Below are 23,696 nucleotides of genomic sequence, written 5' to 3' on the forward strand. Positions count from 1 at the left end.
GGAAATCACCTTCATTTGACTTAGTAGTGTTCACAAAGAATCCTTTGACCATTTAGTTTTTCAACACTATGAAAGTCCAATAAACTTAATTTTAGTTTATTGGACTTTTACCTTTTTTGGATACAAGCAGTACTTGAAGGGTTATTTATTGACGATAGGGAAGAATCTCTGAGACTGTTACAAATTCATAGCCTTGCCCCTGTAAATAGGCAAGTACGGCATCCAGTCCATCCGCAGTTGATTGATGAATATCATGCATTAAAACAATGGCATTATTGTGTAGATTATTTTTTACATACGGTAATAGTTGCTGTGCATTACGATGCTTCCAGTCTAATGTGTCAATCGTCCATAGTACGACAGGAATTGGTATTTGCCCGTTAATAGCATCGTTTGTTGCCCCGTATGGAGGTCGAAATACAGTAGCATCTTGATTAATTGCTTTCTTTAGTTCTGCAGAAGTTGATGTGTACTGCTTCAATACCTGCTCTTGTGAAAGCTTTGTTAATACAGGATGGTTCCATGTATGGTTACCTATTTCATGACCACGAGCAAGTACATCCTTAGCAATATCAGGGTAATACTGTACACGACCACCAAGCATAAAGAAAGTAGCTTTTGCATGGTATTTATCAAGTGTATCTAATATTTGTTCAGTGACCTTTGGATGTGGACCATCGTCAAAAGTTAAGGCGATACGTTTCGTATTGGAATCACCTGTGTTAGTTGGTTTCGTAGGTTTTATAGTCTCCATAGCAATTTGAAAATCAGAGGCTAACAACGGGTTAATTAGCGAAAGAGGAAGCTTCACTATTGGTGCACCTGCTGCTCCACTAGCAATCTCGTACTCATCGAAATAGAATTGTAACGAATCCTCTACAATGGAGAAGCGATTGAAGTTAGACCATTTAGGCTCTGTTGCTTTTTCTAGCTCATCTGTAAAGAGATCATCCTTTAATTGAAGATTTTGCTGTAAATCTTTACGTACTTGAGCTGCCAATGAAGCTAAGTTGTTTTCATCGCCTTGCAGTAATGTTTTAATGGTAATTTGTTCGCCTGTTTCGTTATTGATGAAAAATGTCTTAGTTGATACCTCATGATTTGCCCCACCTAAGTACACCATTTTTGTTAGTACAAAGGAGTAATAGTGCTCACGATACGGGAATGTTTCTAAACTAATGTTAAGCTCGCCCATAGCCTCTTTGTTTTTATTTTTTTTCATTGATGACAAATAGGTTTCTTTTGAATCCGATATGTACTGTAAAACGGCTTCATTAAATGCTTTATTGTCAGTCTGTGGATAATGAATAGCAAAAGGTGTTTGTTTATCATTAGAAACGTCTGTTACAATACGTATACCTGGAAACGCAGAGCTTTCTGTGGATAAATTACTAGGTACTGATTCTGTCTCTTTTGAGGCACTAATTTTTTGAAACTTAAAGTCATCCTTCGATAGGATAATAACTAAAATAATAGTTGTTAATGTAATAATGAGGCCGATTAATAGAAAATCAATCATCGGGCCGCGTCTTCTTCTGCGTTCCGGCATTTTTATGGATACGCTCCTTTCCTAAATTATTTTTCTATACAATCAGACGTGTTAGCCATTGAAAAAGTTATACGAATCTACAAAGTTTTGCTATCAATTTATGGGAAATTTATTTTCATATAAAATCAATTTGCTTTAATCAGCATATTACAGCCAAAGTATAGAATTAATAATTGAAATTTCAGTTGAGTTTTTTTGGGCAGTTCGATACTATTGGCAAGGAACCTTTTGAAGGAGGCAGATAGCTGTAATGGTTTTACATGAAGCGGATAATGAATTTACGATTGACTGCTTATTGCTTGCAGGGCGTATTATGATTGAAAGTGGTGCAGAAACATACCGTGTGGAGGATACGATGCTACGCATGGCACATTCTCAAAATATGCTTGATGCGCAGTGTTATGCCACACCAACTGGGATCATTTTTTCGTTAGGCAAGACACAGCCAACGAGAATCACATCAATTTCCAATAGGATTACAGATTTACAAAAAATAGCCTTGGTAAATTCAGTATCTCGGAGACTCACATCTCACATGATAACATTAGAAGAGGCTTATGACGAGCTAAAGTCGATACAAAAAACAAATTATTTTTTACCAACCTATTTACAAGTCATAGCAGCGGCTCTTGCAAGTGGGTGTTTTCTTATTATGTTTAAGGGTGGATGGGCTGATTTTCCGATTGCTTGTTTAGCGGGGGGACTAGGCTTTTTAGTGCTTGTCATGATAAATAATTTAACCAAAGTAAAGTTTTTCTCAGAATTTACAGCATCACTCGTAATCGGCTTTGTTGCCTTCTTTGCAGTCAAGTATAGCTTCGGAACAGAGCTTGATAAAATTATCATTAGCTCTGTCATGCCACTTGTACCAGGTATATTGATTACAAATGCAGTGCGTGATTTAATGGCAGGTCATTTTATGTCAGGGATGGCAAAGGGGGCAGAGGCCTTTCTAACAGCCTTTGCCATTGGTGCAGCAATTGCTGTCACTCTAGCATTTTAGGAGGCGCACAATAGCATATGATGGATATTATCATTCAATTAGTTGTTAGTTTCTTTGCCACTGCTGGGATTGCTGTTATTTTTAATGTACCTAGAAAAACACTACTTCATTGCGGCCTTGTTGGAGTTATTGGCTGGATCATCTATTATCTTTTAACAGAAAAAGGAATGGATGTCGTCAACGCTTCTTTCTTCGGATCATTTGTCATTGCGATAGTTGCTCATTTATATGCGCGGCGCTTTAAAATGCCGATGATTATTTTTATAGTAGGTGGGATCATCCCATTAGTGCCAGGTGGTATGGCCTATAATGCCATGAGGAACGTTGTAGAGGATGATTACTTACAAGGTCTACAGTATGGGTTAAAAGCATTTTTAATTACAGGAGCTATCGTTATGGGTCTTGTTTTTGCAGAGGTATTTATGCAATTAATATTCAGGTCGATTCGTTCAAGTAAAGCAAAATTACAAAAAGTCTATAAAAAATAAAATAAAAGGAGGCTGCGTTTGAAAATTTCTCTAACGGAGCCCCTTTTATTTTTCTATTTTACAAGCAATGCTTCAATTTCCTCTGGAGTAGCAGGCTTACTAATATAATAGCCTTGGATAGCGTCACAGCCATAAGTAATTAATAGGTCTGCTTGCTCTGCTGTTTCAACACCCTCTGCTACAACCTTAAGTTCCATTGATTTTCCAAGCTGCACCATGCCGTGCATTAGCTTTTGTGTCTTTTCAGATTTTAGTAAGGAGCTTGTAAATGTTTTATCAATTTTTAATGTATCTATCGGTAAAATTTGCATGTATCTGAATGAGCCGTATCCAGTACCAAAGTCATCTAGAATAAAGGAAATTCCCTCGTTCTCTAGCTTACGCATTTGCTGAGTAATGAAGCTAGCAGCCTCTGCCTCTAGGGCAAACTTTTCTGTAATTTCAATTTGGATGAGACTGGCAGGGCAGCCCGTTTTAGTTAGCTTTTCCAGAATTGATTTTGCCATATTTTTATCACGGAATTCGCGAACGGAAGAGTTTATAGATACTTTCATGTCTAGGCCAGCTTTTTTCCAAATTAATGCCTGCTCGCAAGCTTTTTCTAGCATAAAGGAACCGATATTGTTAATGAGACCAGTTTCCTCAGCAATTGGAATAAGCTCATCAGGTGCTACAACACCGATTACCTCATCCTCCCAACGGACTAATGCCTCTACAGCTGTGATTTTACCAGAATAAACATCGATTTGGGGCTGATATAATACTTTCAAATTCTTTTGATCTAGAGCCTGGAGTAAACGTTTTTCAATTAAAGCTTTTCGATTTAATGCCTTATGAGTAGCTTTAGATAATGAGACAATTTTATCGCCGCCTGCCTCACGAACATTAGAAATAGTTGCTATAGATGCTTTCATTAGTTGAGAGAATGTTGTTTGATCTTCCGGGAATCTTGTAATACCACCGCTAATAGAAATCGGTACAGCAATATTGCTGCTATAAATTGGATGCTGCTGTAGATAGGACAGGAAACCTTGGATAAACCATTCACTTAAAGGTGTGATGACAACAAAATCATTTTCATTAATGCGTGCCATTGTACTATCTTGGAAATACATTTTTATACGGTTTGTAAATTCTACAATAAGGCTTTGATCGATTTGCTGATCATGTAGCTCTTTTAATGTATAAAATTTATCGATACTTAAATAGACAAAAGAAAAGTGTCTCTCATCCTCAATCATATTGGAAATTACTTTTTCAAGTCGATGTGCATTCATAAGACCTGTTTCGGTATCGATATAAGCAATTTTTTCCAATTGATGTTGGATAGTCTTTGATTTCGTGATATCCTTCTCGATTAACATAAATTGTTGTTCATTTGTTTCTAGGCTAAACGTTGGGATAGCTGTTAGAAGTACCCAATAAGATTGACCTGTTTTCGTAATTTTTTCAACCTCACCTTGCCACGTATGACCATTGTTTAAATTACGCCAAATAGTGTTTGTAATCTTTTCACTTGCTTCATTGTCAGGGAATAGCTGCCAAAATGTTTTGCCGATGACACGCTTTGGAGTCCACTGACTTGTCTTTAGAAATTCCGCATTACATTCTAAAATAAAACCATCATGATCAAGTGTAACGGTCATAAATGATGCGTCTAACCCTTGCTTTAAATTAATGAGAGTACCGCTATTTGACACAGAATTAATCATTAATTCCGGCAGCATAAATAACAGAAGAATATAAGGCTCTCCTTGCTCTATAAATGGTTTAGCAAGCAATGCTGTAGTGATCTTTTCATTTGTAAATGTGACTACTTGAACTTTATCAATATACGTACTTTCATCATTGTGTAAGATAGCCTGAAATGTCTCGTATGATAACTCACGTAGTAGATTTTCGTGTATGAATGGAGTAGTATTTCCTTTAATATCAGTCGCTGAAATACCAAATAGTTGTTCAGCAGGTTTTCCAAAAATAATTGCTTGTCCATTTTGATTCACGACAATTGCAGGAAAAGGAAGTGAATTTAAATAATGTTCATCAATCGTAAATGATTTATGCATATGACTCATGATTATTCGATCTCCTTGGGTAATCAATATATACTAATATTATAGTTAATTATCGGGAATTAGTCATTATGAATATATTTGTAAATATTTGATGAAGAAAAATATTAGGACTTTTCTAGTGAAATGCAAGAAAAGTTTTGAAGAAAAATAACATTTTTTAGTACGTATATAGGAAGCAGGAATTGTATGGAACGTTTAAAAGGAATAATATTTATCGTTACTGGCTCGATGTTATGGGGTGCAACCGGGCCTTTAATGGAATGGTTACTTAGCCATACACCACTAACAGTGACTTTTATGTTAACAATTCGTTTAACAGTTGCAGGTATACTTTTGCTTACATATTTATTGTTAACAGGAAAAGATATTTTCGGTATTTGGCAGCAAAAACTGTGGAGTAGACAGCTTATTATATTTGGTATCGCCGGAATGTTGGGTGTGCAGTTTGCCTTTGTGGCAGCAATTAATGCGAGTAATGCAGTATTAGCAACCCTATTACAGTTTTTAGCACCGATTTTTGTTGTTGCTTATGTCTCCCTTAGTTTAAAGAAATGGCCCCCTAAATATCAAGTGTTAGGGATTATTGGTACACTTATAGGTCTTTTTCTCCTACTAACGAACGCTTCATTTGACGCTTTATTAGTTAGTAATAAAGCCTTATTGTGGGGAGTAGCTGTTGGTCTAACGTTTGCCTTCTACACTTTGTATCCAGCCCGTCTGATGAAAGAGTGGAACGTTCTACTCGTTGTTGGCTGGGGAATGCTAATAGGAGGAGGAACATTGGGGATAATTGGCCGTGTATGGCAGTCAAATTTATGGCTTGTCTTCACTGATATAAAGATAGTTGGGTTAATGCTAGCACTCATATTCTTTGGAACAGTAGCTTTTGTGCTGTTTTTAAGTAGTATGAGATATATTACAGCAGTTGAAACTAGCGTACTATCTAGTATAGAGCCCTTAACAGCTATGGCTATTTCAGTCATTGTGTTTGGTACAACTTTAGGTTTTTGGCAATTAGTTGGTGTGTTTGTTATGCTTGTTTGTGTAACATGGCTTTCTGTAGCCGGAGAAAAAGCATAAAAGTATTATCTAGCCAGGTGTTTATTACTATTTTTAAAATTCGCAAAATTCCTATAAGTAACAAGGGGGAAGAATATGAAAGAAATTTTTTCCTATGTAAAGCCTTATAAATGGACAGCATTTATAGCGTTATGTTTAATGCTGTTAGAGTTATTTGTTGAGCTGGTACAGCCGCTTATTATGGCTAAAATCATAGATGAAGGAGTACGAGCTCAGAACCAGGGGATGATTTTACAATGGGGTGCTATATTATTAGCACTTTCCTTTGTAGCCTTTTTTGCTGGTGTCATTAACTCATATTTTTCATCACATACCGCACAAAGCTTTTCCTATGATTTACGAAATGCGATGTTTGAAAAAATTCAAGCATTTACATTAGCCACCTATCAAAAATTTTCAACAGCCTCACTAATTACAAGACTAACGAATGATGTAACACAGGTTCAAACCGTGCTTTTTATGAGCCTGCGAATTATGCTTCGGGCTCCGTTAGCTGTTATTGGTAGTATTGTAATGGCTTTTGTTGTCAATGCGAAACTTGCTTTATTTTTAGTAATTGGTGCACCCATAATCTTTATTTTTCTTATTTTTATGGTGACAAAGGGCGTGTCTTATTTTGGGCTTGTTCAAAAGAGGATAGATCGATTAAATCGTGTATTGCAAGAAAATCTACAGGCTATTCGGTTGGTTAAGGCTTATTTACGAGGTACCTATGAAGCCTCTCGTTTTGATAAGGTAGCTTCACGCTTAAAATTAGATACAGTTAGGGCTTTGCGTACTATGGAGTATATTATGCCTGTACTATTATTCATCATGAATATGAGCTTACTTGCCGTTTTGTGGTTTGGGACAAAGCAAATTGCTTCAGGTACAACACCACTTGGTGATATTGTGGCGATTGTCAATTATACAATGCGTATGACAGGTTCATTTTCAATGTTTGCCTTTATTATTATTTTTTATGCCCGTGCCAAGGCTTCAGCAGAGCGTATGGCAGAAGTTTTGTCTATTGAAAATGACACTGAGCAGTCATCATCTGTAGAAAGTCCTTCTAGCGGAAGGCATTTTGGCGAATTGGCCTTTGAAAACGTTAGCTTTATATATCCAGGTGGAGACTCTCCCGTATTAGCGAATGTAAGCTTTCATGTTAAATCAGGTGAAAAATTAGCCATAATGGGTGCTACAGGTGCAGGTAAATCAACATTATTACAGCTCATTCCTCGCTTTTATGATGTCACTGAGGGGAGAATCTTAGTAGAAGGTAAGGATATTCAGCATTGGGACTTACAAGAGCTAAGAGAAATTATTGGTTATGTCCCACAGCAATCCTTATTATTTACAGGTAACATTGCAGATAATGTTCGGTGGGGTGACACTGATGCTGAAATGGCTGCTGTGCGACAGGCAACAATGCAAGCACAAATACATGCTTCTGTAGAAGATTTTCCACAGGGATACGAAACAAGAGTTGGACAGAAGGGCGTTAATCTTTCAGGTGGCCAAAAACAAAGGCTATCTATTGCAAGAGCGTTATTACGAAAAGGTCATCTATTAATGCTGGATGATAGTACAAGTGCGCTTGATGTAAAAACGGAGCAGGCATTATGGGAGGCACTGAGCGAAGAACCAGCAACTATGCTCGTTGTTACTCAGAAAATACGTACGGCTAAAGGAGCGGATCGAATATTATTAATCGATGCAGGGAAAGTAGTGGCGTATGGTACGCATAATGAGCTACTACGAACTTCTGAGCTCTATAAAAAAATCGCAGTCTCCCAGCAGGAGGTAGAGAAATAATGGCATTTTTCCAGAAACCTTTTGGCTATGAGCCGATTTTGACAAAAGAGGATGTACAGCAGGTTGTCAAGAAAAAGAAGGGACCCCGTGCCACAGATTGGCGAAGTACATTGTTGCGTTTATGGAAAATTGTCGATGAACAACGTGTACTCTTAATAATTGTGCTTTTACTTGTTATGGTAAGTTCTATTTTAGCTCTTCTTGGACCATATATAATCGGAAAAATGATAGATATGTATGTAACGCATGGTGAGCTGGCAGGTTTAGGTAAGGGCATTATGCTGTTAATCGGCATTTATGCTCTCTTAGCTGTAGCGTTATTTTTACAAAATTACTGGATGATTGGTATTGCTCAGCAAACCATTTATAGACTGCGTACAAGTGTCTTTGCACATTTTCAAAGATTGCCTATTTCATTTTTTGATCGTCGACAACATGGAGAGTTAATGAGTCGGATGACAAATGATATAGAAGCGGTAAGTTCAACATTAAATAGTTCCTTTATACAGGTGTTTTCCAGTGTTTTAACGCTAACAGGTACTGTAATTATCATGCTAAGCTTAAGCCCTTTGCTAACTGTATTAACGATGACCATTATACCAATTATGTTTTGGTCAATGCGCTGGATTACACGAAGAACAGCTCCACTATTCAAACAACAGCAGGTGGCTATTGGTACGCTTAACGGTATGATTGAAGAGACAATTTCAGGTCAACGAATTGTGAAGGCATTCTCACAAGAGGACAGAATGATGAAGGAGTTTCGTGAGAAAAGCTTGCGATTAAAAACAACAGGCTTTTGGGCTCAGACATATTCGGGCTATATCCCAAAGGTCATGAATTTCTTAAACAATATGAGCTTTACAATTGTAGCTGGGATTGGGGGCGTACTTGCTCTTTATGGACACGTGTCAATTGGAGTCATTGTTATTTTTACTGAATACGCACGTCAGTTTACTCGCCCATTAAATGATCTAGCCAATCAGTTTAATACAGTTCTATCAGCAATTGCTGGTGCTGAACGTGTATTTGCATTACTGGATGAAAAGCCTGAAGTAGAAACTGCCTCAGCACAAAAGCATAAGTTATTAGGGCAGGTGAGTTTCCAACATGTCTATTTTAAATATGAGCTAGAAGAGGAAGCTTACACGTTAAAGAATGTTAATTTTAAAGTAGAGTCAGGCCAAACAGTAGCCCTTGTTGGAGCAACGGGTGCAGGAAAGACAACTATCTTACAGCTTATTGCTAGATTTTATGAGGTAACAAAGGGTGAGGTTTTATTTGATGGTGTAAACGTTCAACAAATAGAACGACAAGCATTGCGTTCTCAAATGGCCTTTGTGCTACAGGACCCATTTTTGTTTGAAGCGTCTGTACGAGAAAATATTCGCTATGGTCGATTAGATGCAAGCGATGAAGAAATAGTAGAGGCGGCAAAACGCGCAAATGCTCACGACTTTATCATTAAGCTAAAAAATGGCTACGACACTATTCTTGCCGCAGATGGTCGAGAAATTTCACAGGGACAAAAGCAGCTGCTGTCAATAGCTCGAGCATTAATTGCTGATCCTAAGATATTATTGCTGGATGAGGCTACAAGCAGTATTGATACTGTTACTGAGCTTGCCATTCAAGAGGCCCTAGACACGCTAATGCTGGGGCGCACAAGCTTTGTGATTGCTCATCGCTTAAATACTGTACACAATGCCGATATTGTACTCGTAATGCACAGGGGCGAATTAGTGGAAGCAGGTCCTCAACAACAATTAATTGACTCTGGTGGCATTTATGCGCAAATGTTACAATCTTCTTCATATCATCTTGAAGAATAGCGCTATTTTATCTTGCTTCTTCAGATTTTTACTATGCGAAAGAAAAAATGTTTTTGTAAACCGTCCGCTGAATATTGATAAAGCCCCTCTTGGGCAGATGCCACAGATTTTGGAGAAGAGCTTTTCGAGCACACTTGAAAAAAAATCAGACGCATTACACTTGTCGTGATTGATTCATAGGAAGGAGTGATCTCTCTTTGGGATTGCTCCTTTCTTAGGTTAAACATTAAGTTAGAAAAATAGAAAAAGAATCGTTTATAAGGCGAAAAAATCAAATGGAAGTAAAGAAATTTTCTAATTCAGAAATGTAATTTATTTGTATAAATGGTATAATTATAAGGAGGGTTGAAATATTGAATAAGAGCGCTTAGTATGAATATATATCTATAAATTATAGTAGTTTTCAGTTATTATAGTCATTAACGATTGTATAAATCCATTTATTTTCTTTATATTAATAGAAAAATAGTTGATTATTAGAAGTTACTATTATATTTTGTTGCAAGCTGATTTTCTTTCTTGCTACAATAGGGCAATAGTCTGATTCAAGAACGGAGTAAACGATGAATATTTCAGTGATGACGGTGTCTTTTCCGTTAGATGGGGAAACATTAAAAGAAGTAACTTTATTATGTGAAGAAGCAACCGTACATGATTATCGTGTATATGAAACTGCGCTGGGAGTTCCGATGGCGGGATCTTTTGAAACAAAGGGCTTTATGGTCCTTGCTTATGAAGATGATAAGGATGTGTTAGTAGGAGTAGCAAGTGCTGTAGACTTAATGGGACTACATACATATGAATGGTCCCTGGTAGTAACGCCTACGTATCGTCAAAAAGGAATCGGAACCGCTTTAGTGGAGGCTTTACAGGCTGGTCTTCAAGAGCGTGGAGCAGAGGGGCAATTGGCTGTAGTAATAGATGGATCACCCTTTGGTCATACGTTTATTGAGAATAAAGGCTTTACATATAGCTTTTCAGAGGCAACTTTAGAAACAAGAGCAGAATCAGTAAAGTTAAGCAAGGATGTCGAAATTACTCTATATGCAGGTGAGCAGGCAGAGTTAATTGCCATTTATAGTGAAGCATTTGGAGATTTACCAGAAGAGTCTGAAGAACTAATAGCCTTTAATATATCTACAAATGGCAGAAAGCTATGGCTAGCCCGCAAGGACGGTGAAGTTGTTGGAACAGTGACAACCGCTCAGGAAAATGAAATTCAATGGGTCACAGCATTGGCCGTTCATCCAAATTGTGAAGGGCAGGGCATTGGTACAGCAATGCTATCCTTTTCCAAGGACTATGCAAGTAAAATAGGAGCAAAATTTGTGATGCTTGATGTGGAAATTGATAATGGAAAAGCCCTTTCTGTTTATGAAAAGGCTGGCTTTATGAAGGCACAGCAAATCGATTATTATGTAAAGCATTAGAAAGAATGGTAAGGAGCAAAAGTAAAAAACTCCTTACTTTTTTTATATGAAAGAATTTAACACTGCTTTTTTATCATAAATACCTACTATCCTCATATAGTATTAATAACCCTATGAAAGGAGTCGTTACACGTGCGCATGCCAGCATTGCCTAAAAAGAAGTCTCCTCCAAAGGAAGCACCTAGCTCATGGTGGAAAGTTGTTAAAGCGTATTTAGCCCGAGGGAAGTTTTACCGTTTACCTCCTCGGAATTAATAAAAGAGCATTTTAAAAAGTCGCCCAAATAGCGACTTTTTATTACGAATGGGAATTTTAGCTTTCTAAAAGAAACGCTTCTTTTGCTGGACCGATTAAATAGAGTTCATGCATTGCTCGTGTAAGTGCCACATATAATAGCTTTCTGTCAAGTTTTGTATCATAGAAAGGTGTATCGAATGCTGCGACGATGACTGCATCAAATTCAAGACCCTTTGCTAAATGGCTTGGCACTACAAGTAATAATTCCTGATCAATGGAATCGTTTTCTGTTAGCAGTTGGGCATTTATTTCGTGGTCAGTTAAAGCTTTCTGCATTTTGAGCGCCTCTATTGACGTTTTACAAATTAACGCAATGGATCGATGTCCTTTCGTACGTATTGATTCAAAAATTGATTTAATTTTCAGAGCATCGAATGCATTTGCTTGTATGAAGGTTGGCGCATTGCCATGACGAACTACAGGCTCCACAAGAGGTAGCTGTTCTTCCATTTGTGCTAAAACCTTATTTGCGACCTCCATGATTTCAATGGTTGTACGGTAACTTTTTTGAAGTGTCCTAAAGCTTGCACGAGGAAATAACTGTTGGACAGGCTCCCAGGCAGTTAGTGAACGATAACTATGAATACCCTGGGCTAAATCACCTACCATTGTAAACATATCTGTCTCAAGTCCAGATTTTAAAGCAGCAAGCTGGAATAAACTATAGTCCTGCACTTCATCAATAAAAACCACCCGCATTTTCCATTCATCTGAAATACCCTTTAAGCGAGCCTGTAAATAATACAATGCGGCTAAATCTTCAAGAACCCAATGTTCCTTTAGATGAGCCTGTAAAAACTGCTGTTGTTCAAGGTAATGCCACTCCGGTGCAAGCTCTGCTAAAAGCTCAGGTTTTGTAAGTAGGGTACGATATAGTGTTTTTATATTATGTTTGGAGAAACGACGCATATAAACAGTTGCTGTGGATTTAGCCTCTTTTTCGATGGCGGGTATTCGTTCATCACGCTCATCAATAAACTTTGTTACGACACGACGACGTTTGTCATCATCTCGAATTCCATTTAAAGCTTTGCCAAGTGCTTCATCATATTTTTTATGCAACATATTTAAGACGGCTTGCTTCTTTTGGCGTACATGGCTAGCTAAAATCTTTTTAATATGATCAAGCCGTTTTTCAATAGGCATATAAGAAAATTCATATAAGAATAGCTTCTTTAGATGGGAGGCGCGCATAATACAATATTTTTCGATGAATACATCCTCAAATTGCTCAGCAATTTCCTGCTCAAGCTTTTGAACATAACGCTCTATAACATCACGATAATAGAGTGAGCCCTTCATCTCAGATATCCAAGCAGTGGACTGCTGTGATTCACCCGCGACAAGCCCTTCTAACTGCTCATTAGGGTTTTGAAGTTTTAGCTTAAGCTTAGTGGCAGCTAGGACATAATCCGAAAAGGTTGTTTGGCAAATTTTATCAACGCCAAGTTCTGGCAATACGTCACCAATATAATCGATAAATAGCTTATTTGGTGCTAATATCATGAGCTGTTCAGGGTTAAAATGCTCACCCATAGTATAGAGGAAGTAAGAGATTCGATGGAGAGCTATCGTTGTTTTTCCGCTACCAGCAGCACCCTGTACGATAATAGGCTGACGAAGATGTGCTCGAATAATGTCATTCTGTTCTTTTTGAATGGTTGAGACGATTTCAGTTAAACGCACATCTGCCTTACCAGCTAATGCTTCTTGCAGCAATTCATCATTGGTCGTTAAATCAATATCCCGAATATCAAGCAATTCACCATTTTCGATTTTATATTGACGCTTGGCAAATAGGTGACCTTTATGGATTTCCCCTCGAACATCATACTCCATATCACCAAGGCGCCCATCGTAATAGACGTTAGCAACTGGTGAACGCCAATCTACAATAATTGGCTCGTGTGTCTCTCGATGGAATAATGAGGTTTTGCCGATATAAAGAAACTCCTCTGGATCACCAGTCTTTTGAAAATGAATTCTGGCAAAATACGGTTTCTTTTGAACAGCCTCTAAGCCCTCTTTCTGGTTTCGAGCCATTTCAAAAAATCGGGCGTTGGCAAGGATATTTAAATAACTCAAACTAGAGTCTAAGTAATCAAGATCTGCCATTGATTTCCGAATATTTTCCTGAGCGGATTGCAAATCTCTTCTCGATTCACTTAAAATTTGTTGCATATAATTTTTAGTGAAGGTCAGCCATTCCACCTCAGCCTGAAAATCTGGATGTTGTGCAGTCATTTTTAGCACCTCCTAAGTACTTACAATTTCAAAGTAGATTATCATACTACTATATATAATATTTACCATCAAGTGAAAGCGAAATAGGCTAATTATGTTACTATTAGAATTAGAAGCAAGAAAAATTTTTCGAATATACAATTGGAAATTTTATCACATTAAAAGGTATCAAAGGGGGTTATAGGTTTGGATATTTTCGCACATAGAGGCGTTTCTGCATATTACCCTGAAAATACGGCTGCTGCATTTCGCGCAGCATCGAGGCTTCCTATTGCAGGTATCGAATTAGATGTACATGTAACAGCTGATGGCGAGCTAGTGGTCATTCATGATGAAACAATTGATCGGACATCCAATGGCTGTGGCTATGTAAAAGATTATACCTTACAGCAGTTGCGCGGATTTGATTTTGGTTCATGGTTTTCTGTGGAATTTGAAGGTGAAAGTATTCCAACTTTGAGTGAAATACTTGAACTATTTGCAGGTACAAATCATCGTATTAATATTGAGCTTAAGACAGATGTGATACCATATAACGGGATTGAAGCTCTTGTAATGAAGGTAGTCGCTGCACACCAAATGACGGAAAGAGTGATTATTTCCTCCTTTAATCATGAGTCAATACAAATTATCTCACTGATGGCACCCTATATTGAAACCGCAGCTTTATTTGCTGAAGTTTTAGTTGATTTTAACGGCTATGCTGCTAAAATTCCAGCAAACGCAATCCATGTTAGCTTACCAGCAGCATATTGTAAATCTGTTGATAAGGCTTTGCAGGAAGGAGCACTTGTACGGGTGTATACAGTGAATGATGTCGTGCAAGCTGAGCATTTACAGGGACTTGGTATAGGAGCAATATTTACAGATGATCCAGAGAAGATTATGGCTGGATTAAGTGGGCGGAAAAAGGCTTGAATGGGGGAGAGGGCGCTGATACATGAATATCAGCGCTCTAAATCCTAGCAAATTACCATTTCGCCCGATGCTCTTCGATACAGCCAAGCATCTGCCGAATGACAAGTGTTTCTCCATTGTCTAGTAAGACCGAACCGTCGTAATAGCCGAACATTTGATGTACCTCAGATTTTACAAGTCCCGCATTTGTTGTAGAAACTCGCTCGAAAAATGGGGAGAACGTTAGTGAAACTTGATTGGAAAATTTAGTTTTGACTTTCCAACGTTGCATATAATCCTCTTGATCATAATGGAACAATAAATCTTCATGAATTTTAGTCATTTTACCATCGACGAAAACAGCATTCTCTGTCATGCCAGTTCCATCGGTCCATTTTCCGCCTAAATTTAGACCAATACGTCTACCTCGAACACGTTGCGAAGCCATTCCCCAATTCCAAGTAGCCTCACGAGGCCAAATTCCTCGACCATAATCTAAAACCGCAAAGTTTTCCTCTGGAGAAAATGTATAGCGGCGAGTACCGATTGTCACAACACCTGAAGTAGGAAGTGTATGATGCTTTCCTGTAAATTGAAAGGTTTTACGGTTCCAAGGGATGACTACATTTAAGGTTTCATCTGTAGGTGGATGCTGAATGATAAGCTTTGCACGTAAAAGATCTCCATCAAAGTTTGGGATTGAAACAGATAGATGCGTTTCATTTTGGATATAGGTCATATCAATCATCATTTCACTATTTTTGAATGTTACTGATTCTAGCACTTGAGTAGGCATTTTTAGCTTTCCGCCCAATGGTATCGTTATCGTTTTTTCAAAGTAGCGCTGAGTTTCATATTCAAGGAAATAGACGAAGCAGACCGCTGCGTAGTCTAGATGACTGATAGTCGCAGAGAATAATATTTCATCACCGTAGACACACCAATAGTTCCATTTCTTTTTGCGCATGATATGGCCACTTAAATTGCTGTTTATAAGAGGCTTTCGTGCAAATCCAATGGCAGCTGGATTTAAATTACCCTTTTTATCGCATAAAAGAGTGGTTTGTAAAATCTCCTTTTCAGCATGCTGCTTCACATTCAACATCCCTTCTGGTCATAAAATAAAAGTCTAAACTTCGTTACCCTTATTGTAGCAAAAACTATCTTAAAATTGGAAAAGATAGTGTTAAATCAGACCTCTTTCATCAATTATGCGAATAAGGACCTAATTAATAGAAATCCCACTGTTTACATATCATGAACATAAGGAGGGAAGGCGTGGCGAACATGTATAACAGGCAGGCTGCTGTACAGTACGCAAATTTATGGTGGAACAGACGAAATCCGGCATTTCCAAACTTTACGGTTGATTGTACGAATTATATATCCCAATGCTTACTTGCTGGTGGAGCGCCAATGCGAGGAGCACCGAGTAGGGATAGAGGCTGGTGGATTCAACAGGGCAATTGGAGCTTTAGCTGGTCTGTTGCACATTCTTTGAGATGGTATTTGGAAGGTTCAAAAACCGGACTGAAGGGAAGAAGGGTTCAATCCGCTGAAGAATTGGATCTTGGGGATGTGATTTTTTATGATTTTCAGGGGGATGGGAGAATTGACCACTCTGTTATTGTGACAAGTATTCAGAATGGTGTTCCTTATGTGAATGCTCATACTTCAGATAGTATTAATCGACCATATTTTTATGAGGATTCTACAGCCTATACACCAAGCATGGCTTATTATTTCTACCATATTGATGATAGTTTTGCTTAAAAAGATAGCTGTTTTAAAGCTCATCATTTTGTGATAATGTGGAAGATAGAAGAGATCCATTATAATACGATGTAATGTTATAGAAGGAGATAGTATACTATGAGCGAACAATTTTTGTCTGTTAGGGATGCCATTATTCAGCGTCGTTCCATTAAAAAATTTAATGGGCAGCCAGTAGATCGTGAAGACCTATTGGAAATTATTGATGATGCAGTATGGGCACCCAATCATGGGAATCGAGAGCCATGGCGTTTAGTTGTTGCATGTGGTAAGGAGTTATTTATGCTTCACGATTTATTGCGTGATGTAACGGTACCCAAATGGCAAGAGCTTTCTAATGAGGACTTAACAAAGCAAATGACAAAATTCACATTAGCAGGTGGCTATGCTTTTATCATCGTTCCAGAGGATGCTCGTCAAAAAGAGCGTTTAGAAGATTACGCTGCAGCAAGTATCTTTATTCAAAACATTCAATTGCTAGCATGGGATAGAGGGATTGGTTCTTGCTGGAAAACACCTGCTTTCTTAGATCAACCAAAATTCCGAGAGGCTTTAAAAGTGCAGCCTGGTGAACGTGTCATTGCAATGCTGCAAGTTGGCTATTTTGATGAAGTTCCAAAAGGAAAAGAACGAAAAAAATCACAAGATATTGTGACAATTTTTGGCCAATAAAATCATAAAATCCCCTCGCTTATAGTGATGAGGGGATTTTGATTTGCTTAAAGTTATTTTTGTAATGCAGCCACTTCAAATAAATAATCGCTTAAAACGCGCAGTCCTTTATCGAAGTTTTCTAAATGGAAATGTTCATTTGGTGCATGGAAGTTTTCACTAGACAAACCAAAGCCCATTAATACGACTGGTAATTCTAAAATTTCATCAAAGGCAGCCACGATAGGGATTGATCCACCGCCACGTGTATAGGCAGTCGGGACTTTATAAACTTTTTCATATGATCGACCAGCAGCTTGGATGAATGGGTGGTCAAATGGTGTTAAGAATGGACGCCCTTTATCGAATTCAGAGATTGCCACTTCAACACCAGTTGGCTTATGTTTTTCAACATGCGCCTTTAACAGTGCTACAATTTCTTCGGGTTCTTGATTTGGCACAAGACGGCAAGTGATTTTAGCGCCAGCCTCAGCAGGAAGGACTGTTTTTATGCCCTCACCTGAGAACCCACCAAATACACCATTTACCTCTAATGTCGGACGTGCCCAAGTGCGCTCTAAATAAGAATAACCAGCCTCACCGAATAATTCCTTGACGCCAACCTCATCCTTCACTGACTCTTCATCGAAACCAAGCGCACGATATGCTTCACGTTCTTCTTCAGTTAATGGTAATACTTTATCATAGAAGCCTTCAACTTGAATTGTGCCATGCTCATCACGGAAGGATGCCAAAATTTCTGCTAATGCATGGATAGCATTTTGTACGCCCCCACCGTAAAGACCAGAATGCAAATCACCTTTAGCTCCACGAACATCAATTTGAATACCTGTTAAACCACGTAAACCATAGCATACTGCAGGCTTACCAGGACCATAAAGTCCAGTATCAGAAATTAAAATTAAATCTGCCGCTAATTTTTCTTTATGCTCTTCTACAAAGGCAGGTAGATTAGGGCTTCCGATTTCTTCTTCGCCCTCATAAATAAATTTAACATTGACCGGTAAAGCCCCTGTAGTTGCAAATAATGCTTCAATCATTTTTAAGTGCATAAAGACTTGCCCTTTATCATCACTGGCACCACGAGCAAATAACTTATTATCACGAATTGTAGGATCAAACGGCTTACTATCCCATAAATTTAATGGGTCAACAGGCTGTACATCATAATGACCATAAAACAGAATAGTCGGTTTGCCTTCAGCATGAAGCCAATCAGCATAAACAACAGGGTGTCCAGCAGTTTGAGTGATAGAGATATTTTCAAGATTTAACTTTTCAAATGCATTAGCCAGCCATTGTGCAGCATTTTGAATATCTCCTTTATGCTCGGATAGAGAGCTAATACTAGGTATACGTAAAAATTCCTTTAATTCATTCAAATGCTCCTCACGATGTTCTGCGAAGTAGGCATCTAATTGCTGTAAATTTGTCATCTAACATCCCTCTTTCTAATTATTTCGATAATAGAAATAGTATAGCATAATTTTTTTACAGGAATGATAATATTGGATTAGTAAAACGTGATAAAGTGGGAGGTACATCAGGTTTTTGCAATATCATTTACAGTATAGCGAACGTTCTCAAGAAAGCACACAGTCGGACCGGAGATTAATCCCTCGTTGTGCAGAAGAGCTCAACATATTAAAATTTGAATGTTTAAGAAGTACTAGTTTTTATAGATTATTTTTGATCAAGCTTTATTAAGTAGTATGGAGTAAGCTGTTTAATAAGATGGTAAATATTGATTTCATTAACAATTAAATTTCAGAAAGGGGTCACTTTTTATGTCTAAAATGGTTAATATGCTTTCTATATTATGGCTCCTCAAAACAAGGAAACAATTGACTGCTAAGGAGCTAGCAAAGGAGTTAGAAATCAGTATTCGTACGGTGTATCGCTATATTGATGCATTGTGCGCAAGTGGAGTACCAATCATTGCAGATGCAGGACATAATGGTGGGTACAGTTTATTGAATGAGTTTACAAAGGTACCTTTATTTTTTAACCTAGATGAGCAGAAGGCGCTTGTTCATGCTGCAAAATTTGCAATAGATGCAGGGTATCCCTTTAGTGAAACGTTAGATGAAGCCATTTCTAAGTTAAAAATGTATACAAACGAGGAACAATTAAATCATATCAATCGCCATTTAAGGGGATTTGAAGTCATCCATCCTACTATTGAATCGTCTTTAAAATCAATTCTTCAAGAATTAGAAATTGCTGTTGCAGAAAGTTATCGATTAGTTATTGTTTATCACAAAGAAAGGGGAATTGAACCACAATCACGCCACATTGATCCTTATGGTCTTGTTTATTGGAAAGGGAAGTGGTATACGGTTGCTTACTGCCATCTACGTGAAGAAATTCGAAGTTTTCGAATCGACCGTATTCAATCATTATCCAGAACAGATAAAAAATTTGACCGGCCTTTGGAATTTTCAGCACGTTCTTTCTTTTTAAAAGGCCTTTTACCTGATTCAAACCAACACGAAAAACTTATTAAAGTCCGTATCAAAGGCAATGCACATGCACTTGATGATTTATGCCAGCATTGGTTATTTAATCATGCTTTGATAGAACGGAAAAACGACCAAGCTCTGTTTAAGGTTGATAAAGAGTCTATTCATAGCTTTGTCCCTCACTACCTTCTCTCCTATGGTAAATCTATTACCATATTAGAGCCAACTTTATTACAAGAAAAATTGGCAACGATCAGCTTTGAATTATTCAATCATTATCAAAATACTTCACTTCACTGACCGTACTTGTCAGTGAAGTTTTATTATCATGTACATGTTCAGAATTTTTTTAGGAGGCATATAAATTTATGAAGGATTTGAAATATCAATTTTATATTGCAGGTACGCCAGAGGAAGTTTGGAAGGCACTTATCTCTCCTGAGGGTACAAAACAAATTTATTATGGGTCCATCATTAAATCTACGTTTCAAGTGGGTGATCTCTTGGAGTATGTTGGTCCTGGAGTAGATGGGGATGAGACGGTGCATGTCTACGGAAAAGTATTAGAATATGAACCAAATCAGTTACTCCGATTTACTCATTATCCTGGAAAGTCTTATGTAAAAGATAATGATGCATTTGAATCAAGAATTTCTTATATTTTAGAACCAAGTGGCTCATGCACGAAATTGACACTTATTCATGACCAATGGAAAGAAGGCGATTCCACTTATAAGAACAGTGACAAGGCTTGGTGGATGATTTTAAGTAATACAAAGACTTTGGTAGAAACAGGAGGCACTCTAGACTTTGGTGAAGGTTCATAGTTGTCACAAATAAGTTAACAGAAAGGGAGTAGTAGAGCATACCCCTTCATTAATTTATATTTGAGAAAAACATAATCATGGTGCACAAAACTAGAGAATAATCCACTTTGATTTTCAAAATGGATTATTCTTAAATCATGTACTTTGCTTTGCAATCTAAGCATTTATTTATGAAGGATATACTGGATTCGTAACACATATTAATGTTTTAAAGTAAACTTCACACTTAAAATTTTACATATTAGGCTCTTTCTCAGAGAGCTCTTGAAGAAGCATTTTAATATTTTCAACTAAAGATGCTGGGGCTTTTTTTATTGATCCTGTGTCAAACGGTGGCTGGGGATCATATTCCAAAATTAATTGAACCCCTTTACTAAGATCCTCTCCAAATTCCCAGGCAACTAATTGAAGAGCCATATCAATACCTGAAGAGATTCCTGCTGCAGTTACTATTTTGCCCTGACGAACAACTCTTTCTTCTGTTGGAATTGCACCAAGCGATTGAAGGATGTCAAAAGAGCCCCAATGACTAGTTGCCTCAACATCATTTAGTAACCCAGCTGCACCTAAAATCAGAGAACCATTACATACAGATGTTGTCCATTTAGAAGTCTCGTGCATTTTACGAATCCAGTTTAATGTTTCTTCGTCATTCATTGGATTTTTGTAGTTAGGTGGGCTACAGCCAGGAACGACAAGAATATCAGCAGATGTAATTTCCGAAAAACTATAATCGGCATGTAAATAACCCATTTTAGAATCAAGCTTTATAATTCCTTTTTCTTTAGCAACAAATTTCACATTACATTGCTGTGTACCCGCAAATACCTCATAAGGTCCAATGGCATCTAATGCTGTAATTCCATCGTATAGCATAATTGTAACTTCCATCATTTATCTCTCCTCAAAGATTAATTCAGACCGAACCGTCCGGTCTGAATTAATCTTATATGTTCTTACTAATATTATCAATCTAATAATTGTTACATTTCCGTGGAGAATAAAAAAAGAACCAAAAGGAATTGAGTTTTAGACCTCTTGATTCTTAATTGAGTAGGTTTGTAGGAGTATTTTTATATGTCGGATACTATGAAGCATATGTTCATTATTTAAAGATAAACGACTTGCCATTATAGAGCCCTCTAAAGTAGAAAATAAAAAAGAGGCTAAAGAATATGAATCTATATCTTGGCAAAATTCCTGTGAGCTAATTCCTTCCTCAATAATAGATTGTATAAAAAGTAATGTTTGGTTATGGGCTTTTGCAGCCAACTCATGAAGTTCTTGGAAGCTATCATCACTTTCAATAGCCGTATTAAGAAGGGGGCATCCACCATCTACCGGGGGATTATAAACAGCGTCTTGATATATTTCAAACATAGCTATTAATTTATCTGTCGCCGAAGCTTTAAATTGTGTTGCTTTAAAATAATGCTCCCATATAATTTCCATAGAATGATTAAAAGAAGCAATAGCAATTTCATTTTTGTTTTCAAAACGTCTATATATGGCTCCCTTTGGTAATCCAGTTGCATTCATAATATCTTGTATAGAAGTTAGATTGTAGCCTTGTTTATTAAACAATTTAAGTGATGTTTGGATAATCAAATCGCGAGTTATGTCTTCCTTCATTATTAATTGTCCTCCATTACACACTGATAATTAAACAGTATAGCATAATGTTATCGGAGAATCTGATACTTCAACATAATAGAAATAAAATAAGGCCAGATTCCTGATAAGATTCCAGAGTCAGACCCTGTGTTTAATTAATGTGCTGTTTACCTAGTTCTTTTTTAGAGCTTCCAGTTGTTTCTGAAGCGTAATCTGCCAGATGTAACAGGATGGATGGAGTTTACCCGTAACGAGAAATGTAGTAGTTTAATGTCAAGCTAAAAGCAAAGAATCGTACGCAGATTGTTGTCGCTACTTTTCGCTAAGGGCTGTTAAATTAGTTAGAGGTTCTCACGTAGATATAAGCAGTAGTGAAATGGTTAAATCCACGTGAGTGTGTTTTCCTGTACTTGCTAACTTAATTCAAATTTAAGGCTTTTCGTATTATTTTTCCTTTTAATTTAGATTGAATATTGTTTTTTTCAATGACTAAACTATTTAAATCTATAGGAGCATGTGTTAATAGCTCATATCCATCATTTGTTATTAAGATTGTATCTGAATGCCTATAGCCACCTTTTCCCTCGATATAAATGCCAGGTTCAATGGTAATAATCATATTTTCTCGTAAAATTTCAGTGCTTCCCTCAGCAATAAATGGACCCTCGTGGTTACTTAAACCTATCCCATGTCCTGTTCTATGAAGCATATTTTTTTTCAATCCATAACGATCAAAATATTTTCTGGCTTCTGAGTCTATATCTGAAGCTCTAACGCCTGGCTTCACTATTTTTAATGATTGCTCCCTGGCTTGCACCATATGGTGAAATAGTTCTTGTTCATCCTTTGAGGGCTGGGCTAGAAAAAAAGTGCGCTCGCATTCTGAGGCATAGCCATTTATTCGAAAGTAAGCCATGGAGACCTGGGGACCTTCACCTAATTTATCAGTTATTGATGGGATACTATGTGGCATTGAACTTAATGGAGCTGGCCACACAATTGAGGTAAGTGAAGTAGTAATCGGATCAAATTGTTGTGAACGAATTAATTGCTTTTGCACACCATTGGAAATGGAGAAGGATTCGACAACTCCCGCCCCTTTATAAGAGGTCTCTAGTATTTTCTCAATTGCCATATCAGATTGTTTTGCACTAAATCTTATTTTTTCTAGTTCGTAGATACTTTTGACTTGACGCTGTTCTGCAACCAGATGTCCTGCCCATAGATTTTTTGTATCGATATTTAAATAGATTTCTGCTTTAACATTCATCTCAATACCTGTATGATGATAATTTTTTAGTAGCCGTTGCAAAATATCGAACCAATTGCTTCCGTTGGGTGAGGGATAATCCCAATAGGCAACGATTTCACAATCTAGCAGTCCTTTATAAACATGCGCTTCCTCTAATTTAGGAACTAGTAAGACAGGCTTTCTATCTAATGAAATAATAATGAAAAATGGGCGTTCTTCAGGCTTAAAGGTGATATTTGTAAAATACCAAATATCTTCCTCAACTGTGATAATGTATGAATCTAAAGAGTGTTTTTCCATTGTATTTTGTAATCGTTTAATGCGCATCATTAATTCTTTTGCTAACACTAAAATTACCTCCCTAAAAACTTCAACGTGATTTTCCTTGATTGTAAATAATTTAA

19 protein-coding genes are annotated in these 23,696 nt (G+C 37.3%); 11 read left to right on the forward strand and 8 right to left on the reverse strand.

Going from position 1 to position 23,696, the window contains the following annotated elements:
• Window positions 1-145: 145 nt before the first annotated feature.
• Window positions 146-1,549, reverse strand: a complete 1,404-nt coding sequence (locus tag B2R82_RS06520; protein ID WP_286924088.1) for a polysaccharide deacetylase family protein — start codon at window positions 1,547-1,549, stop codon at window positions 146-148.
• Between the two features lie 250 nt (window positions 1,550-1,799).
• Here B2R82_RS06520 and B2R82_RS06525 point away from each other — a divergent pair, with 250 nt between their 5' ends.
• Together B2R82_RS06525 and B2R82_RS06530 are read left to right on the forward strand one after the other, a co-directional pair.
• On the forward strand, window positions 1,800-2,552 hold the full coding sequence (locus B2R82_RS06525; protein ID WP_283870598.1) for a threonine/serine exporter family protein: 753 nt from the start codon (window positions 1,800-1,802) through the stop codon (window positions 2,550-2,552).
• Window positions 2,553-2,572: 20 nt separating this feature from the next.
• Window positions 2,573-3,040, forward strand: a complete 468-nt coding sequence (locus B2R82_RS06530) for a threonine/serine exporter family protein (RefSeq protein WP_286924139.1) — start codon at window positions 2,573-2,575, stop codon at window positions 3,038-3,040.
• 53 nt (window positions 3,041-3,093) lie between these two features.
• On the opposite strand, the gene B2R82_RS06535 is transcribed toward B2R82_RS06530, so the two are convergent.
• Entirely contained in the window at window positions 3,094-5,115 is a 2,022-nt protein-coding gene (locus B2R82_RS06535; protein WP_286924089.1) for an EAL domain-containing protein, read from the reverse strand.
• Window positions 5,116-5,301: 186 nt separating this feature from the next.
• Between B2R82_RS06535 and B2R82_RS06540 the strand changes: the two genes are divergently transcribed.
• The 4 genes from B2R82_RS06540 to B2R82_RS06555 all read left to right on the forward strand — a co-directional run bounded on the left by B2R82_RS06540 (window position 5,302) and on the right by B2R82_RS06555 (window position 11,254).
• Window positions 5,302-6,195 carry a DMT family transporter gene (locus tag B2R82_RS06540; protein WP_286924090.1) on the forward strand — a complete coding sequence of 298 codons (894 nt, stop codon included), beginning with the start codon at window positions 5,302-5,304 and terminating at the stop codon, window positions 6,193-6,195.
• 75 nt (window positions 6,196-6,270) lie between these two features.
• On the forward strand, window positions 6,271-7,992 hold the full coding sequence (locus tag B2R82_RS06545; protein ID WP_286924092.1) for an ABC transporter ATP-binding protein: 1,722 nt from the start codon (window positions 6,271-6,273) through the stop codon (window positions 7,990-7,992).
• Window positions 7,992-9,824, forward strand: coding sequence for an ABC transporter ATP-binding protein (locus B2R82_RS06550; protein WP_286924093.1), 1,833 nt, complete (start codon window positions 7,992-7,994; stop codon window positions 9,822-9,824). The genes B2R82_RS06545 and B2R82_RS06550 overlap by 1 nt, the downstream gene beginning before the upstream one ends.
• Window positions 9,825-10,387: 563 nt before the next feature.
• Window positions 10,388-11,254, forward strand: a complete 867-nt coding sequence (locus B2R82_RS06555; RefSeq protein ID WP_286924094.1) for a GNAT family N-acetyltransferase — start codon at window positions 10,388-10,390, stop codon at window positions 11,252-11,254.
• 312 nt (window positions 11,255-11,566) lie between these two features.
• Here the strand turns inward: B2R82_RS06555 and helD are convergent, their stop codons facing one another.
• The gene (gene helD, locus B2R82_RS06560; RefSeq protein ID WP_286924095.1) at window positions 11,567-13,795 is read right to left on the reverse strand and encodes an RNA polymerase recycling motor HelD; all 2,229 of its coding nucleotides are present in this window, start codon (window positions 13,793-13,795) and stop codon (window positions 11,567-11,569) included.
• Window positions 13,796-13,981: 186 nt separating this feature from the next.
• Between helD and B2R82_RS06565 the strand changes: the two genes are divergently transcribed.
• Window positions 13,982-14,713: a glycerophosphodiester phosphodiesterase gene (locus tag B2R82_RS06565; protein ID WP_286924096.1), complete on the forward strand. Its 732-nt coding sequence runs from the start codon at window positions 13,982-13,984 to the stop codon at window positions 14,711-14,713.
• 52 nt (window positions 14,714-14,765) lie between these two features.
• Here the strand turns inward: B2R82_RS06565 and B2R82_RS06570 are convergent, their stop codons facing one another.
• A complete protein-coding gene (locus tag B2R82_RS06570; RefSeq protein WP_286924097.1) occupies window positions 14,766-15,788 on the reverse strand; it encodes a DUF2804 domain-containing protein in 1,023 nt (340 codons plus the stop codon).
• A 182-nt stretch (window positions 15,789-15,970) separates the two neighbouring features.
• On the opposite strand from B2R82_RS06570, the gene B2R82_RS06575 reads away from it, so the two are divergent.
• Together B2R82_RS06575 and B2R82_RS06580 are read left to right on the forward strand one after the other, a co-directional pair.
• Entirely contained in the window at window positions 15,971-16,465 is a 495-nt protein-coding gene (locus B2R82_RS06575) for an amidase domain-containing protein (RefSeq protein ID WP_286924098.1), read from the forward strand.
• Window positions 16,466-16,564: 99 nt separating this feature from the next.
• Window positions 16,565-17,137: a nitroreductase family protein gene (locus B2R82_RS06580; RefSeq protein WP_286924099.1), complete on the forward strand. Its 573-nt coding sequence runs from the start codon at window positions 16,565-16,567 to the stop codon at window positions 17,135-17,137.
• Window positions 17,138-17,190: 53 nt separating this feature from the next.
• Here the strand turns inward: B2R82_RS06580 and B2R82_RS06585 are convergent, their stop codons facing one another.
• The gene (locus B2R82_RS06585; protein ID WP_286924100.1) at window positions 17,191-18,573 is read right to left on the reverse strand and encodes a dipeptidase; all 1,383 of its coding nucleotides are present in this window, start codon (window positions 18,571-18,573) and stop codon (window positions 17,191-17,193) included.
• 351 nt (window positions 18,574-18,924) lie between these two features.
• Between B2R82_RS06585 and B2R82_RS06590 the strand changes: the two genes are divergently transcribed.
• Together B2R82_RS06590 and B2R82_RS06595 are read left to right on the forward strand one after the other, a co-directional pair.
• The gene (locus B2R82_RS06590; protein ID WP_286924101.1) at window positions 18,925-19,899 is read left to right on the forward strand and encodes a helix-turn-helix transcriptional regulator; all 975 of its coding nucleotides are present in this window, start codon (window positions 18,925-18,927) and stop codon (window positions 19,897-19,899) included.
• Window positions 19,900-19,967: 68 nt separating this feature from the next.
• Window positions 19,968-20,426, forward strand: a complete 459-nt coding sequence (locus B2R82_RS06595; protein ID WP_286924102.1) for an SRPBCC domain-containing protein — start codon at window positions 19,968-19,970, stop codon at window positions 20,424-20,426.
• A gap of 234 nt (window positions 20,427-20,660) precedes the next feature.
• Here B2R82_RS06595 and B2R82_RS06600 read toward each other — a convergent pair whose 3' ends face one another.
• The 3 genes from B2R82_RS06600 to B2R82_RS06610 all read right to left on the reverse strand — a co-directional run bounded on the left by B2R82_RS06600 (window position 20,661) and on the right by B2R82_RS06610 (window position 23,640).
• The gene (locus B2R82_RS06600; RefSeq protein ID WP_286924103.1) at window positions 20,661-21,317 is read right to left on the reverse strand and encodes a DJ-1/PfpI family protein; all 657 of its coding nucleotides are present in this window, start codon (window positions 21,315-21,317) and stop codon (window positions 20,661-20,663) included.
• 138 nt (window positions 21,318-21,455) lie between these two features.
• Entirely contained in the window at window positions 21,456-22,061 is a 606-nt protein-coding gene (locus B2R82_RS06605) for a TetR/AcrR family transcriptional regulator (RefSeq protein WP_376781209.1), read from the reverse strand.
• Between the two features lie 397 nt (window positions 22,062-22,458).
• Window positions 22,459-23,640 (reverse strand): M24 family metallopeptidase, encoded by a 1,182-nt coding sequence (locus B2R82_RS06610; protein ID WP_286924105.1) that lies wholly within the window; start codon window positions 23,638-23,640, stop codon window positions 22,459-22,461.
• Window positions 23,641-23,696: the final 56 nt, after the last annotated feature.

Source organism: Lysinibacillus sp. UBA6686 (assembly GCF_002455205.1).
In the GTDB taxonomy this organism is placed as follows: Bacteria; Bacillota; Bacilli; order Bacillales_A; family Planococcaceae; genus Lysinibacillus; species Lysinibacillus pakistanensis.